The sequence below is a fragment of the Streptomyces sp. NPDC052023 genome (genome assembly GCF_044548465.1).
GTDB lineage: Bacteria > Actinomycetota > Actinomycetes > Streptomycetales > Streptomycetaceae > Streptomyces.
Genome location: NZ_JBIUBW010000002.1, coordinates 141570 through 156294, shown reverse-complemented (window position 1 = coordinate 156294; position 14725 = coordinate 141570). Strand labels below are relative to the sequence as shown.

Below are 14725 nucleotides of genomic sequence, written 5' to 3'. Positions count from 1 at the left end.
CGCGTGCACCGGCGGTGAGGCTACGGGCGGGATGGTCTTCGCCGCCTGCGGTGGCGGCGAGGCGACAGCGGGGGCGGGGGGCGGGGGCGTCGGAGCGGCGGCATCAAGGCCTAAGCGCGGGCCGCCCCCGGCAGGAGCGGCACGAGCTGGTCCCGGCGGGCGGGCGGCATCAAGGCCTATGCGCGGGCCGCCCCGGGGAGCAGTGGCACGAGCCGGTCCCAGCGGGCGATCTCACACCCGTTGCTGCGGTCGAACGTGGCATCGACGGGTCGTCCGGCCCACGTCCCGGTGACGCGGGCGGTGCCGGGGCCGCCGTACTGCATGGTGCACATGCCGTCCCGGGGCACCGGCGCGAAAACGTCCTGCCCCCACCGGGTCTCCCGCTCCAGCGCCTGGCAGGCGCCGTCGGCGTCCGGATGACTCCCGCCGTTCGGGTGGCACCGCACCTCGAAGGTCCCGTCAGCACCACTGCTCACACCGCTGACGGTGACTGTGAGGTAACCGGTGTCACCGAGGGGAGGTTCGAGGTGCGGCCCGGAAAAGGGGGAGGGCGCGGCAGCGGCCGGGGCGGCGGAGAGGGAGGTGAGCGCGGCGAGGGAGGCGCCGGCGGCGAGGGCGAGCCGGGGCAGCGTGTGGCGCATGACCTGCAACATGACCTGACTAACGCCCCACGCCCCGGTACGTTGCGCGGCGCCCCACCGGCGGGGAAGGCCTTTGCCCTGCGGCCCGCCTGCCTAGTACCGTAGGGGGCGATTGGTGACAGCGCGCTCGACTGTGTCATCATCTGCACACACCACTCGCGCACGCGTGAGCGGCTGTGCTGGAGGCGTCGCCTAGTCCGGTCTATGGCGCCGCACTGCTAATGCGGTTTGGGCCTTAAAGCCCATCGAGGGTTCAAATCCCTCCGCCTCCGCGCAACACCGAAGCCCTGGTCCTCCCCGGACCGGGGCTTCGGTCGTTCCAAGGGCCTCTGAGTGACGTTTTCGCAGGTCACAAGGGGTGCGGCTAACGGATTTCACATGACGGCGGCAGTCATGTAATGTTCTTCCTGTCGCCGCGAGCGGGCCGAAAGGGCCGGGAGCGGCGGGACAATAGAACAAAGACAAGCACTCGTAGCTTAACGGATAGAGCATCTGACTACGGATCAGAAGGTTGCAGGTTCGAATCCTGCCGAGTGCACAGCATGTCAGAGGCCCTGGGGATCACTCCACAGGGCCTCTGCTTTATGCCTTGACGGCAGTGTTTGACGGCAACCGGTTTCGGTGGCCGATCACACGGCTACCGGGACACCGGCCGCCCCGTCATTGTCGTCCGGATCGTTGCCGTCACCCCTCAGCGCGTCGCCGACGCGATCGAAAGCGGAACGCTGGGAGTCGAGCCGCACGAAGGTGTAGATGTCCATGGTCACGCGGATCAAGGCGGCCCGCCTACGGCGGGCCGCGCGCGCGGGCGGCCCGTGGCCGCCGCCGCTCCTTGTCTCCGCCACCGCTCCGGCGGCCCCCCGGCCGCTCAGCGCGCACAACCGCCAGGGCGGACAACCAGACCAGGAAGCAACGCGCCCACTCCGAGCACCAGGACCAGGCCGGGACGCGTCAAGCTCGACCGCGCCACCAGACCGCCCCCAGCTCACATCCGCGCGGCCGGTGGAGTCGCAGGGCATGTCGGCAACGCTCATGCAAGATCGAGGGCCAGGCCGTGACGTTTGGAAGAAGCGTGGTTGAGGCCGGCGAGTGGTTGCTGGAAGCACACGTGGCGGGTGCTCGTTCGGCTCGCCCGCCGTCATGGCTGACTTTCGGTGGCTCAGGTCAAGGCCCTTCCTCGTTGGACAACATGAAGCCGAGGGCCCGCACCCGCATCCGAGCACGCCAACTGCCCCGGCTACCATCGGCACCGGGGTCCTGATCAGGGCTTCCGCGACCGGACCACCCGGAATGCTGTCCAGGCTGAGGGGTGGTCCGGTCTCTTGTTGTTGGTCTTGGTTATGCGAGCGTCGCCGGGCGAACCAGGCTCTAGAGGCGGCTCAGGGCCTTACCCACCTCGTAGATGGTCGGCCGGTCTTGGGGGACATGGCTGAGCATGGCTTCGATCAACTCGCCCAGCTCACCGCGCGCCTTGACGGGGCGGCGTCTGCCGTTGGCCACGGCCTCTCTCTGGACGGGGCGCGGAGCGTCGTCCGGATACTCGACAGCCCGCCAACCAGTGGCCGAGATGAGCAGTGAGGCGCCGAGGGCGTAGACGTCGGCTTCGGGCGTGGGCTCGGCTTCGCCCGTGGCGAGCACGCTGCGCGCGATCTCCGGTGCTTCGTAGTGGACGAGGCAGCCGCGGAACGGGAAGTCGTATCCCTCGGGGACGTGTCCGCCTCGGGACAGAGCCAGGTCGATGAGATGCGTCCGTTCCGGCCCGATGATGAAGTGGGCGGGCTGCACGTCGCCGTGGGCCCATCCCTTGGCGTGCAGTTCGGCCAGGGCCTCGACACAACCCAGAGCCACGCTGGCGTGCGGTGCGACGGACGAGCCTTCGCTACGGCAGGGCTCCCACAGCCGGTACAGGTCCGGCCCTTCATGCCACGGCTGGAAGTTCCACGTCCCGCTCTCCCATTCTCCGTACGCGAAGTCGTCGAAGCCGAGGCGATGCAGCACGGCCCCTTCGCGTGCGGGTGCGAGGGCGGTCCAGGGCTGGGCAGGCCAGTCGGCCGTAGCCTCGATCGGATAGCCGACCTTGACGGCGTAGTGACCTCGATGGCTCTGCACCTCCCAGACCATGGAGCCCCGGCGGTTCAGGACCAGGCGCTGAGACGTGGGCATCAGGGCGTCGAGCACCACGATCGGCAGTTCAGAGGGTGAGCCGGACAACGTCTGTTCTCCTTCCGGGGGCGAACGCGGCCGACCACGAGTCGTGGCCGGCCGCGCTGCCGCTGTCTGGTGCTACGCCTGGCCGTACGGGCGGCCGCAGTCGGAGTCGCACTGGGCAAGGTTCGTGCCGTTCACGGTCCACAGGTCATCGAAGACCATGAACCCGGCCGTCTTCATGGCGCGTGCCGAAGCGGCGACCTGCTTCGGGTCACGGGCCCCGCCGCCGGGCTTCGGGTTGTGGTGCAGGAAGCGGCCCGCGTACCGCTCGCACAGCTCGGCGTACTCCTTCGTGTGCAGGATGAGCGCGTGCAGACCCAGGTCCACGTCGTCCGACGGGACCATGGGGACGATGGCGGTGGCTGCGGTGACCACGAAGGCCACCGCCTGGTCCGCGATCCGCTCGGCACGCTCGGGTGACTGCCTGCTGTGGACGACCACGAAGTGGGCGAGGCTCTGGAACAGCTCCTCGCCAGCCACCGCGCGGCCGGTCCTCTGGTCGTTGGCCGTTGCCGTCATGCGAGTACTCCCTTATGGGTAGTGGAGCGTGGCATTTACGGAGATGGGAGGCCGCCCCGAACGGTGGTGGGGGAACCGGGGAATAAGCACCCGTCCGGGGCGGCCGGTCTACTGGCCGACAGCGAGAGCCATGCCGATCACCAGGCCGCATGACCCGCTGATCATGATGACGAAGAGGACTCCCGCGTATCGGCCGATGGCGCGCATCACAGCCCGTCCCTGCTGTTGCCGTTCCTGATGGCCAGGCGTGCGCTCAATTCCTCCCGAGCACTCGGCTGCACCACCATGTCCGGCATGGCGTCCCACTCCCGGCCGCCGCCGATGGGCCGTATCTGCACTCGGCCGCCGAGCTCACCCATGACGATGCCGATACGTCCCTTGGCGGTGTCCTTCGCCAGTTCACCGATGCCTGGTCTGGTCTGCTGGTTGCTCGCCATGCACACGAGCATCGCCATCGGAGGGCCGCCGCTAAAAGGTCAGGCTGATTACCCAACTTGGGTAACATCGCGGGAAGTAGAGAACCAGCGACGTTGCGTAGCCCTCGCAGTTTGGGAGCTTGCCGATGCCCGACCCGGACCGGCCGCAGGAACTGCCGGCCAGGCTGCTCACCGATCCCGAGATGATCGATGCGTGTCGGGTCCGGGACTTCGCCAGAGTCTTCCGGCTGGTGAAGGTCCGGGCGGGGATCTATCCGTCGATGATTGCCAGGCGTTGCGACCTGACGCCGAGCCGCGTGGGCGAAGTCATCTCAGGCCGCCGGCACTTGCTGCACATGGATGTCATCGAGCGAATCTCGGACGGTTTGCGCATCCCAGGGGACATGCTCGGGCTGGCCCGCCGTGCGTGGGAGACGCCTCAGGCCCTCGTGGTCGACGAGCGCGAGGCACCCCAGTTGTCGGAGCCGGAGCAGCGGCTACCCGCGTCTCTGCCAGGTCCTGAGGTGGACAGCATCTTGGCGCTGGCAACGCGAACCAGTCTGAACAAGGCCACGCTTGAAGCTTTCCGCTCTTCGATCGAGGACTACTGGCGACGGGACGACCAGCACGGTGGCGAAGCACTACGGCCCGCCATCGTTGGCCAACTCCGTTATGTCGTCGGAATCTTGAAGGAGAGCCGACCGCCGTCGATTCAGAACGGCCTGTACGGCATCGCGGCCGAGCTGGCACGCCTGACAGGCTGGACCTACTTCGACGCCCGCCAGTACAACCAGGCTCGTGCCTACTTCACCGAGGCTCTGCAACTGGCGAAGGAGATCGACGACCGGCAGTTTATGGCCAACGTCCTCGCCTGCATGAGCTTGCAGGCGACCTACCAGGACAAGCCTGCGGACTCGTTGGCACTCGTGACCGCCGCCCAGGACCAGGCTCGATCAGCACTCGGCAGCACGCCGCGCGTTATGTCGATGCTGGCCATGCGGGAAGCCTTCGCCCACGCCACCCTCGGCAACCGTGATGACACGCATCGGGCGATCGGAGAAGCGCACAGCCAATTCGAGCAGATCGGGGCGAGCGATCCCGACCCCTCATGGGTGACCTACTTCGACGAGCCGAAGCTCATCGTGGACACGGGCATTGCCCATGGCCGTCTGGGCGAAGCGGCAACCGCCGAACCCTTGATCGCCGATGCCCTGCGGCGGGAGCACCACACGAACCAGCGAGGCCGCGCGTTTCACTCGTTCTGGCTGGCTCGTACGCAGTTGGACCAGGGCAAGCTTGACCAGGCGTGCCACACCGCCACGCAAGCCTTGGAGCCCGCGTCGGCCGTGGCCTCCGAGCGGGTGTCAGGGCATTTGCGAGAGTTCTACGAACAGTTGGCCCCGCACAGGCAGGAGCCCGTAGCCCTTGCCTTCGAGGCGCGGCTACGGGAACTCCTCCCGCCGGTCAGCGGATCGCTTCATCCATGAGCAGGTAGAGCAGGCCGACGAGCGATCCGCTGCTCACGACCTCGCGGCGGTCTATCATCCCGCGCACCTCTGAGAGGGGGATCCACTCGATGCGGTCGGACTCGTTCTTCTCCGTGGGCGGACCGGCGTAGGTGGCGCCGTCGATGCGGAAGACGTGGTGCTGCGAGTCGGTGATGCCGTTGGCCGGCTCGGCGTAGATCAGGGGCTTAACGGGGCCGGGGCGGTAACCGGTCTCTTCCAGGACTTCGCGGGCAGCGGCTTCCTCCGGGGTCTCGCCGTCCTCGACCAGGCCCATGGGCAGTTCCCATGCCCACGAGTCCGTGATGAAGCGGTGTCGCCACATCATCAGGACCTCCTGGCGGTCATTGACCACGGCGGCAACGGCCAGGTGCCGGAGGCGGACGACGTGGTACTCCCACCTGCGTCCGTCAGGCTGTTGGACGTCGACCAGACACAGATTCACCCAAGGGTTGGTGTAGACCTGTCGCTCACCGTGGGTCTTCCACTCCATACCTGCGGCCCCTCTCGATCGGTCTCCAGGATCTCAGACCGAGCCGCAGGGAGGTGCATGTTCCCCCCTTTTCGCGTCACATTGACGAGATGCAGGAGAGACTCCGTCCTCCGAGCACTGCGTGTCAGGGAGACGAGTTCAGGAGCAGTGCTAAGCCCGAGGGCGCTCGTGGACCCAACAGCTGGCTGAGGTTCGTGGACTCGCCCCTCTTCCACCGAAACGCGCCGTACGATCTTCGCTCAGGCTTGGACGACTGCCCGTCCGGTGGGGAAGTGGAGGCTTGCGCTGCGGGGATGTACACGTCTCGGCCTCGACGCGCATCGGAAAACGGTTCCTGATCCGTCTAAGTTCACAGGTCAGCGAGCATAGTTGCGCGAATCGGGGGATGAACATGGCAAATTCGGTAGATGCACTGAATGATGGGACCGTAACTGACGAGATCATCGGCTATCGACGTGAAATTGCCAACCTCACTCAGAGGGTAAAGAACCGACGTCTTCAGATTCTAGGGCTGTACGGAACCCCGGTAGCGCTTGTAATTCTTGCCCTGTCATGGGCTGGGTTGAAGATTTTTGTGTGGCTGCATGGTGATACACCGTCGGCCGTAAATGGTATCTGTTTTGCGGGTATCGCCGTCTTGGGTTTGGCTTCTGCGGCGCAATTTCTCGTGGAGTTCGACAGTGAATATTGGAAGGATTCCGGGAAGTCATTGAGGGAGCTCAAGCTCGAACTCTCCTTGACTGAGGAGCGTCATGTCCTTGAGATTCGTCGGCGAACACCACCACCTGAAGATCGGCAAGCATCTTACAAAGAGAAGCTCCCTTCGGAGATTTCTCGGCTGCGGCAGGATTCGCGTCATTATCGGCGCATGCATTTGGTGATGCAGTGGCTTTTGTTCATTAGCTCGGCGGCTATCTCGGCGGTAACGGCTTGGTACGATCCGCCGCAGCCAGCCAAGGGAGTTCTTATTGGCTTAGGCTTCACTGTCACGGTCACTACGGGAGCTGCGGGGTATTTTAAGCCGCGCGAGAGAGCGTTCAATTTGCAACAGACTGCTGACAGTATCCAGCAGCATGTTACAGCGCTGGAGTTGGGGATCGCTCCCTACAATTCTCCCGAAGAGAAGGTTAACCTTGAGGTCTTCGCGACAACTGTAGAGAGGCTGCGCGCAGAACAAAGGATGCGTGAACAGCAGCTTGATCAACCGCAGCAAGGGCAGCAGCAGGTTATTTAACTCGGGACCGTTTCCCTGTTCGCCGCTTATGCAATGAGGCAGACCGCCGAGTCCCTGACAGTTGGACCAGAGCCGGAGTCGCCCTGGCTGGGAGGTTCGTTCCAGAGGCGACTGTCGACGGCTGTACGGTTGGCCTAGCCTAGCGCATAGCGAGCACGTCTGCGACCCTCTGCAGAGCTTTTGCGCAATTGAGCATTGACAGGTAGTTGGTTTCGGCATATGTGAATATGTGTGCCAGGCTGGCCACTTCATCACTGTCGGGTCCGAGAATTGTTTGCGCAACAGAAATCATTCTGGAAACCCGTGGAGCGATTTCTTCATGATAGGCGGCCCTTCGGAGAGTGGAGTGTTTAAGTATCCTCTCGGTCATTTCGTTGAAGGTGAATTCAGAGGGCCACTCGTTTGAAGGGTCGGCGGCTTGCCAGTATGAACAGAAGCGAATTAGATCCATGCGTGCGGCCTCTATCTCTACGAGGAGAGTTCCCACGTGATCGGCCGTGACTTTGGAATCCCTCGCAGCCAGCATCTCTGCGTTCTTTTTCCAGGCAAGGAGCCCGTCGACGGTGAAAGCTGCCGGAGAAGCATCGATCACTTTCGAGCAACTAAGGCACAACCAAAGTGCATTCTCCGGTGACTTGCGCTGTTCGGTGGACATGTCGGCGTCGTAGCGTGGCCCTCCGGGGCTTGCAGCTCGGATGTGGGAAGCCACTCCAAGATTGAGAAATTTGTCGATGTGTACCGGGTCTGGCCTATTGGTGAGAAGTCGGCATGTGGGATTGCTGCACCGATTCCCGGCCCTGTTCGCTACGGCCTTTTTGGTAGCGGCGGTAAAATCGTCCCTGCTGCTCATTCTCATTCTTTCTACGCTCGTGCCAAACCCAGGGGAGTGAACCGCCCTCAACAGGCTAATGTGTCGCGTCGAAGCAGTCGCTAAGGGCCGTCTCAGTCCGCATCCGTGTCTGTGGGTGTCATCCACCCATTCCAGTCACCATCGGTGGAGTCGTTCTGAAGTGGGCGGCGAGTAAGGATGTGATCACTCGCTAGGAGCACGCTCCGTTGGTGCTTCGCCCGAATCGCCAACGCTGGTCTCGACGCTCGTTTGAACCCGATGGTTGATGTGCTCGACCATCCAAGTCATGACCAACGACAAGGCTCGGTCGAGTCCGTGAATAAGATCTGCCAGGTCGTCGATGGAAAGAGGAGCGAAGGTTGGAGCCTGCTTGCCTCGCGTGAAGCGCATGGTCTGCCAAGCCTCTGATCCAGCCGGATTCGAACCGTCCACTGACCAAACTCCGTGGACGTAACCATGCCTTCTGTTGAGGAGGATCGTGCATTCCTTGAGGGTCACCTGTAGTTCTTCAAGGCGGCTGGGTGACACTGCCGGATGTTCCTTGGCGACATCACCGATGAGCTTGATCACCCTGCTGCTGTTCTCGCCGTTGATCCAGTGAGCTGCATACGGCGTATCTACGAGACACTTTGCAAGCATCTGGAGGCGCATCTCCAGGTAGGCGGCCATGGACACCATTTGCCCAAGCAGCTCATGCATTGCCCGTTTGTGGGGGGACTCTCCCTGGCCGGTCGTCATCGCCATATCTTCGTCCCCATGCTGCCTCCGCGCTGACTTTTTTCATCACCCAACGCCCTCGGCAGCCCGCACCTGTCTCCCGTTGATCCATACCCCGCGAAGCAGTTGTGGTTCCTGGCGTCCAGTTGGAGCGCGCCTCTGTATGAGCGACCTGGACGCCCGTGGGCTCGTCTGCTCGGCTTGTCTGGACGATGGCAGGGGTTGCGCATGGCACTCCGGCCGGCAGTCGCGCTGCTACCTCGCCAGTGGGTTGGAACGAACAGCTTTGCCGGGACCGAGGTGGAGGCGAGCACTCGGCGATGGCGTGATGCGTCGATTTGACGGCAGTCCTGACGGCAACGACGGCACACGCTCGCACTCGATCGCCAACCTGGGCGATCGGGGTCAGAGGCTGTCGGCGGCTGGCACGACACCCTGCCCGATCCTACGGATCAGAAGGTTGCAGGTTCGAATCCTGCCGAGTGCACACAGATCGAAGGCCCCGGAGAGATCCGGGGCCTTCGGCGTTGAATCGGCGGGGAAACGCTCTGCCGCGACCATCGACCAGGGCTTGATATCGGATGGGTACTGTTCGGAACTGCCGTCACGCTGGGGGAACATGACATGGCCGTCATCAAGCTTCTGAGAACCGCCCTTGCCGTCACTTTCCTGGCGTCGGTCGCTGCCTGCGGATCGTCATCCGTGCCGGCCGTCTCGGCGAGCACCCCGGCCAGCTCGGGCGCCGCCGAGACGCTTCGTTCGGCAGCCCCCGAGCCCGTCGCAGCCGTCATGCCCGATGTCATCGGCGGCAATGCCGGGCGGGCGTACGAGCAGATGAGCTCCGAACTCGACATGGTCTTCAAGGACGCGAGCGGACGGGGGCGCGCGGTGGATGACCCCGCCGCGTGGAAGATCTGCGACTCCCAGCCCGGCCCGAACCAGCAGATCACCGCGTACCCGGTGGTCTTCGAGGTGGTGGAGGTTTCGGAGAGCTGCGAAGACGCGACGCCGAAGTGATGCGTGCCCCACGGCGCGGCTCCCTTGCCGAGACCGAGTGCGGCGGCCGGCAGCAATAGTTGACACCGGCGAGGCCGAACAGCAGCGGTCCACGCCGGACCCCGGTGGACCATCGGCCGAGACGCAGTGGGCGGACGGCCGAGTGCGGCTAGGCGCGAGGGGTGGTGTGCAGGGTGGCGAACAGTCCTCGTGTGCGGGTGCCGTCCGGCAGGTGCCAGGAGCCGGCGACGTGGCCGATCGCGTTCGGGGGGAGGAGAGGCGCGTCGTCCGGGGCGGGGCGCAGCAGACGGTGCAGGCGGAATGTCGTGCCGTGCGGGGCGGGCAGCTCGGTGCCTTCGTGGTCGTCGGTCGCGGCGGTGGTGAAGTCCGTGGGGGCAAGGCCGCCACCGGTGCAGGAGCGGGCTACCTCGCGGTCGGGGGTGTCGCTGGCGTTCTGGTCCTGGGCCTCGACCTGGCCTTCGAGCAGGGCCAGCAACTGGGCGACCATCACCGGGTCGTGGCAGCCGTCGTAGGCCCAGCGCCGTCCCAGCACCCCGTGCTCCATGGTGCCGACGAGGGCGTGCCCGGCCTCGTCGAGCGGGGCGCCTCGGTAGGTCAGGGGAACCAGGTAGCCGGCCGGCTGCGTGCCGGAGGTGTCGGTCACGACCATGAACTCGATGCCGACCTCACCCCGGGGGTCGTCCAGCCGGAAGCCGCCTGCCTTGGCCAGTTCGGGTCCGCCCGTGCCGCCGGAGTACCACGGCCGGGAGGGCAGCCAGGAGGCGAGCAGTTCCAGCTTGGCCGGCTTGAGGTCGGTGCGGTGGATGACTGCCATGCCGAGGTTCTCCTCCGTGGGCGGGTGCGCTCCGCACACCTTCCCATCCGCGGGACGCCGGCAGCGAGCCACTTCATCGAGTGGCCTGGTACGTGACGTTCAGCAGCAGTGTCGCCAGGGACAGCGTGAAGTACGCGGACCAGGGACCCAGTTGGATGTCGTGGACCTTCAGGTGCGCGCCGAGGGCGGCCAGGAAGTACAGCACGAGGCCCGCCGCGGCGACGGTGCCGAGTGGGGGGACGGCCAGGCCGGTCAGGAGGCCGAACGCGGCCGCCGCCAGGAGTGTGCCCAGGGGACGGATCCAGGAGTGGGGGATACCGAGGCGGTCCGCCTGGGTTCTGGGGTAGGCGTGGCCGCTCAGATTGGCGACGGCCGCGCCGGCGGTGGCAGTGGCGGTGAGGAGGGTGACTACCAGGTAGGGGAGATAGGGGGTGGACATGTCGGCTCCTGCGGGTCGGTCGGTTACCGGGGTGACGGTTCGGGTGGGGCAGAGGTGACCGGAAGGCGTTGTCAGTGGCTCCGCCTACGCTCGGATGTCGATGGCGGACGTGTGGAAGTGCTCGGGGCTGCGCTGGGTGGGCGGCGGGCCCGTGCTGGCGTGGAGCGGGGGCCGGCGCAGCGCGCTGAGCTGGGGGAAGCGAGTGGCCTTCGCGGTGGCGGAAGGGGGTGTCCGGACGTGCGTCGGGGCTCGGGGGCACGCGTGCCCCATGGGGGCCGTGGTGGCGGGGCGGAGTACGGGGGCGAGGTGCGAGGAGTGTGCTCGGCTGGACCGGGCGCATTCCGTGGCCGCCGACGCCGTCCCCGACGATCCGCGGGCCTATCACGTGTATCTGGCGTGGTTCGGGCCCGGGATGGTGAAGGTCGGGATCACCGCCGTCGAGCGAGGTCAGGCCCGGCTGCTGGAACAGGGGGCCGTCTGTTTCAGCTGGCTGGGTGCGGGCCCCCTGATGGCCGCGCGGCGGGCCGAGGAGATGCTGCGGGCGGCCCTGCGGGTGCCTGACCGGATTCCGTACGCCGCCAAGCGGGCCGTGCGGGCCGGGTTGCCCCCGACCGAGGCGGAGCGCGCGGCCGAGATCGCGGAGTTGCACGGCGCGGCCCTCGCCCTCGCCGCGTGGCCGGAGTCGCTGGAGCGCAGGCCGTTCCGGGCCGTCGATCAGGTGCGGGCGTTCGGGCTGGCGGGGGCGCCGGGTGCCGTCGGGGAGGTGGGTGAGCTCGTCGCCGGTGGTGTGGTCAGCGGCGAGCTGGTGGCCGCCGCCGGGCCCGACCTCCATCTCGACGTCGGCCTGCGCGTCGTGGTGCTGGACACGCGGCTCATGAGCGGGTGGGAGTTGATCGCGTCGCGTGCCGGGGCGGGGTCCTCCGTGGGGCAGGCGGGTGCCCTCTCCCTTCCTGTGCGTGGGTTTCCGCAGGCGGAGGTCCTTCAGGACGGCTTGTTCTGATCCCCCCACCGGGCTCCTGAGGACCTTCCCGGTGGCCGCTGTCACCTCACTGTGCGTTTCTCAGGGAAATCACAGGTTGCCGAAAGGACGCTCTCAGAGCCGGCCGCCAAGGTGTCCAGCATGACCACGATCTCGCCCCAGGGGCGCACCGAACTGCTGAGGCCGGACGGGAGCCCCGTCCGGGTGCTCGTGGTGGACGACGAGATGTCGATCACCGAGCTGCTGTCCATGGCCCTGCGCTACGAGGGCTGGCAGATACGCAGCGCGGGCGACGGCCAGGGCGCCGTACGGACCGCCCGGGAGTTCCGGCCGGACGCGGTCGTGCTCGACATGATGTTGCCGGACATGGACGGGCTGGCCGTGCTCGGCCGGCTGCGGCGGGAGCTGCCGGATGTGCCGGTGCTGTTCCTGACCGCCAAGGACGCCGTCGAGGACCGCATCGCCGGGCTCACCGCCGGTGGCGACGACTACGTCACCAAGCCGTTCTCGCTCGAAGAGGTCGTCGCACGGCTGCGCGGCCTGATCCGGCGCTCCGGAGCCGCCGACCGCCGCTCCGAGTCCGTGCTCGTCGTCGGCGACCTCACCCTCGACGAGGACAGCCACGAGGTGACGCGGGCGGGCCAGGGCATCCACCTCACGGCCACCGAGTTCGAGCTGCTGCGCTTCCTCATGCGCAATCCGCGGCGCGTACTCAGCAAGGCGCAGATCCTCGACCGCGTGTGGTCGTACGACTTCGGCGGACAGGCCAACGTCGTCGAGCTGTACATCTCGTATCTGCGGCGGAAGATCGACGCCGGGCGGGAGCCGATGATCCACACCCGGCGCGGGGCCGGTTACCTGATCAAGCCCGCCGCTTCATGACCCGGCGGCGACAGCCGCGCACACGCGGGCGCGCGGGGCGGGAGGGCAGGCCGCGCACCCTGCGGACCCGGCTCGTCGTCGCGTCGGTGGTGCTGATCGCGGTGGTGTGCGCGGTGATCGGGTCGGTGACGACGCTCGCGCTGCGGTCGCATCTGTACGACCAGCTGGACGGCCGGCTCGGTGAGGCCATGGCCCGGGCGGTGGGAAGGCCGCCCGGCGGCAAGCCCGACGGCGACGGTGTCCAGGGGAGTCAGGGGAGTCAGGGGAGTCAGGGGAGCCAGGGACAGCTCAGGACCGACCTCGCCGAGTTCGTCACGCGCGGCCCGCAGCCGAGCGGCACGATCGCGGCCGAGGTGCACGGCGGCACGATCACAGACGCCAAGGTCGGCGAGAAGACCGACACGTACCAGATGAGTGCCGGGACGCCGAGCGCCGCCCAGATCGAGGTGCTCAACTCCGTGGCCCAGGACGGCCGCAGGCACACCGTGGACATCCCGGGGCTGGGCGGGTACCGCGTCGAGTACCGTACCGCCGCCGACGGCACCGGCTACTACGTGGCCATCTCCACCGCCGACGTCACCAGCACCATCCGGACGCTGATCCTCGTGGAGATCAGCGTCACCGCCGCCGGCCTGATCGCCGCCTCGCTGGCCGGCGCCGTCATCGTCGGCGTCGCCACGCGCCCCCTGCGCAAGGTCGCCGCCACCGCGACCCGGGTCTCCGAACTCCCCCTGCACACCGGCGAGGTCAACCTCAGCGAGCGGGTCCCCGAGTCCGAGACCGACCCACGGACCGAGGTGGGACAGGTCGGCGCCGCGCTCAACCGCATGCTCGACCATGTGCACGCCGCGCTGCACGCACGGCAGCGCAGCGAGACGCGGGTACGGCAGTTCGTCGCGGACGCCAGTCATGAGCTGCGCACGCCCCTCGCCTCCATCCGCGGGTACGCCGAGCTGACCCGGCGGGGGCGGGAGCAGGTCGGGCCGGACACCCGGCACGCGCTGGGCCGGATCGAGTCCGAGGCGGGCCGGATGACCCTGCTCGTCGAGGACCTCCTGCTGCTCGCCCGCCTGGACGCCGGCCGGCCGCTGCGGTTCGAGCAGACCGACCTCGTACCGCTCGTCGTGGACACGGTCAGCGACGCCCGGGCCGCGGGGCCGGACCACATCTGGCGGCTCGACCTGCCCGACGAACCCGCGCAGGTGCCGGCGGACGCAGCCCGGCTGCAGCAGGTGCTGGTCAATCTGCTCGCCAACGCGCGTACCCACACGCCGGCCGGTACGACCGTCACCGCGCGGGTCCACAGGAGCGGGCCGTGGGTGTGCGTGGACGTCCGGGACGACGGGCCGGGCATCCCGCCCGAGCTGCTCCCGCACGTCTTCGAACGGTTCGCGCGCGGCGACTCCGCCCGCTCCCGGGCGACCGGTTCGACCGGCCTGGGGCTCGCGATCGTACAGGCCGTCGCGGCCGCGCACGGCGGTGCCGTGAGGGTGGACAGCGCGCCCGGACGGACCGTGTTCACACTGCTCCTGCCCACACCCGGCCCGCGTCCCGGCCCCGCCCTGGGGCCCGGACTCACGTCGGAGCCGGTGCTCGCCCCGCAGCCCGGCCTCGCCCTGTAAGCGGGCTTGAGGTCAGCCTTGCCGGTCGGGCCTGGTGCCACCTCGGAGCCCGTGCGCGCGTCGCAGCCAAGTCCCGCCGGGTGGTGCCCGGTCTCGGCCCGGTGCCCGGTCTCGGCCCGGTGCCCGGTCTCGGCCCGGTGCCCGGTCTCGCCTCGAAGGTGGGCCCTGCTTCGGAGCCCGTGCTCGCCGCAGCTCTGTGCCCCCGCCTTATCCGGGGATGGGCCTTGCCCTCGGGCCCGGTGTCGCCTCGGAGCCCGTGCCCGCGTCGCAGCCGGGACCCGCATCGTTGCCCGTGCTCGCTCCGTAGCCTTGCCCTGCCTCGGAGCACCCGGTTCACCCGGTCAAACCGGTCCCGCCCGGTAACCCGGCCTCCTGCCCCGACGCCCCGC

16 protein-coding genes and 2 tRNA genes are annotated in these 14725 nt (G+C 67.4%); 8 read left to right on the top strand and 10 right to left on the bottom strand.

All coding sequences use genetic code 11. From position 1 onward, the window contains the following. Window positions 1-176 precede the first annotated feature (176 nt). On the bottom strand, window positions 177-653 hold the full coding sequence (locus ACIHCM_RS04835) for an SSI family serine proteinase inhibitor (protein ID WP_399889130.1): 477 nt from the start codon (window positions 651-653) through the stop codon (window positions 177-179). A 169-nt stretch (window positions 654-822) separates the two neighbouring features. Here ACIHCM_RS04835 and ACIHCM_RS04830 point away from each other — a divergent pair. Continuing rightward, a tRNA-Ser gene (locus ACIHCM_RS04830) sits at window positions 823-913 on the top strand. A gap of 193 nt (window positions 914-1106) precedes the next feature. Then, window positions 1107-1179, top strand: a tRNA-Arg gene (locus tag ACIHCM_RS04825). 91 nt (window positions 1180-1270) lie between these two features. On the opposite strand, the gene ACIHCM_RS04820 is transcribed toward ACIHCM_RS04825, so the two are convergent. The 4 genes from ACIHCM_RS04820 to ACIHCM_RS04805 all read right to left on the bottom strand — a co-directional run bounded on the left by ACIHCM_RS04820 (window position 1271) and on the right by ACIHCM_RS04805 (window position 3817). Continuing rightward, the gene (locus ACIHCM_RS04820; RefSeq protein ID WP_399889127.1) at window positions 1271-1402 is read right to left on the bottom strand and encodes a hypothetical protein; all 132 of its coding nucleotides are present in this window, start codon (window positions 1400-1402) and stop codon (window positions 1271-1273) included. Window positions 1403-2009: 607 nt separating this feature from the next. Further along, window positions 2010-2852 (bottom strand): protein kinase, encoded by an 843-nt coding sequence (locus ACIHCM_RS04815; protein ID WP_399889124.1) that lies wholly within the window; start codon window positions 2850-2852, stop codon window positions 2010-2012. A gap of 72 nt (window positions 2853-2924) precedes the next feature. Next, complete coding sequence (locus tag ACIHCM_RS04810) at window positions 2925-3368, bottom strand: glycine-rich domain-containing protein (protein WP_399889121.1); 444 nt, start codon at window positions 3366-3368, stop codon at window positions 2925-2927. 206 nt (window positions 3369-3574) lie between these two features. Then, window positions 3575-3817: a hypothetical protein gene (locus tag ACIHCM_RS04805; protein ID WP_391253035.1), complete on the bottom strand. Its 243-nt coding sequence runs from the start codon at window positions 3815-3817 to the stop codon at window positions 3575-3577. Between the two features lie 113 nt (window positions 3818-3930). Here ACIHCM_RS04805 and ACIHCM_RS04800 point away from each other — a divergent pair, with 113 nt between their 5' ends. Then, on the top strand, window positions 3931-5271 hold the full coding sequence (locus ACIHCM_RS04800) for a hypothetical protein (RefSeq protein WP_399889118.1): 1341 nt from the start codon (window positions 3931-3933) through the stop codon (window positions 5269-5271). Here ACIHCM_RS04800 and ACIHCM_RS04795 read toward each other — a convergent pair. Further along, window positions 5249-5782: an NUDIX hydrolase gene (locus ACIHCM_RS04795; protein ID WP_399889116.1), complete on the bottom strand. Its 534-nt coding sequence runs from the start codon at window positions 5780-5782 to the stop codon at window positions 5249-5251. The genes ACIHCM_RS04800 and ACIHCM_RS04795 overlap by 23 nt on opposite strands. 391 nt (window positions 5783-6173) lie before the next feature. On the opposite strand from ACIHCM_RS04795, the gene ACIHCM_RS04790 reads away from it, so the two are divergent. Next, the gene (locus ACIHCM_RS04790) at window positions 6174-7016 is read left to right on the top strand and encodes a DUF4231 domain-containing protein (protein WP_399889113.1); all 843 of its coding nucleotides are present in this window, start codon (window positions 6174-6176) and stop codon (window positions 7014-7016) included. 139 nt (window positions 7017-7155) lie between these two features. Here ACIHCM_RS04790 and ACIHCM_RS04785 read toward each other — a convergent pair whose 3' ends face one another. After that, window positions 7156-7671 (bottom strand): hypothetical protein, encoded by a 516-nt coding sequence (locus ACIHCM_RS04785; protein WP_399889110.1) that lies wholly within the window; start codon window positions 7669-7671, stop codon window positions 7156-7158. A gap of 378 nt (window positions 7672-8049) precedes the next feature. Beyond that, on the bottom strand, window positions 8050-8610 hold the full coding sequence (locus ACIHCM_RS04780) for a hypothetical protein (RefSeq protein WP_399889108.1): 561 nt from the start codon (window positions 8608-8610) through the stop codon (window positions 8050-8052). Between the two features lie 597 nt (window positions 8611-9207). On the opposite strand from ACIHCM_RS04780, the gene ACIHCM_RS04775 reads away from it, so the two are divergent. Beyond that, window positions 9208-9600 (top strand): hypothetical protein, encoded by a 393-nt coding sequence (locus ACIHCM_RS04775; protein WP_399889105.1) that lies wholly within the window; start codon window positions 9208-9210, stop codon window positions 9598-9600. A gap of 148 nt (window positions 9601-9748) precedes the next feature. Here ACIHCM_RS04775 and ACIHCM_RS04770 read toward each other — a convergent pair whose 3' ends face one another. Together ACIHCM_RS04770 and ACIHCM_RS04765 are read right to left on the bottom strand one after the other, a co-directional pair. Then, the gene (locus ACIHCM_RS04770) at window positions 9749-10414 is read right to left on the bottom strand and encodes a 1,4-alpha-glucan branching protein (protein WP_399889102.1); all 666 of its coding nucleotides are present in this window, start codon (window positions 10412-10414) and stop codon (window positions 9749-9751) included. A gap of 73 nt (window positions 10415-10487) precedes the next feature. Further along, complete coding sequence (locus tag ACIHCM_RS04765) at window positions 10488-10853, bottom strand: DoxX family protein (protein ID WP_399889099.1); 366 nt, start codon at window positions 10851-10853, stop codon at window positions 10488-10490. Between the two features lie 100 nt (window positions 10854-10953). Here ACIHCM_RS04765 and ACIHCM_RS04760 point away from each other — a divergent pair, with 100 nt between their 5' ends. The 3 genes from ACIHCM_RS04760 (at window position 10954) to ACIHCM_RS04750 (ending at window position 14336) form a co-directional block, all read left to right on the top strand. Continuing rightward, entirely contained in the window at window positions 10954-11853 is a 900-nt protein-coding gene (locus tag ACIHCM_RS04760) for a DUF2797 domain-containing protein (RefSeq protein ID WP_399889096.1), read from the top strand. A 120-nt stretch (window positions 11854-11973) separates the two neighbouring features. Beyond that, the gene (locus ACIHCM_RS04755) at window positions 11974-12714 is read left to right on the top strand and encodes a response regulator transcription factor (protein ID WP_399889093.1); all 741 of its coding nucleotides are present in this window, start codon (window positions 11974-11976) and stop codon (window positions 12712-12714) included. Next, entirely contained in the window at window positions 12711-14336 is a 1626-nt protein-coding gene (locus ACIHCM_RS04750) for a sensor histidine kinase (protein WP_399889090.1), read from the top strand. The genes ACIHCM_RS04755 and ACIHCM_RS04750 overlap by 4 nt, the downstream gene beginning before the upstream one ends. Window positions 14337-14725: the final 389 nt, after the last annotated feature.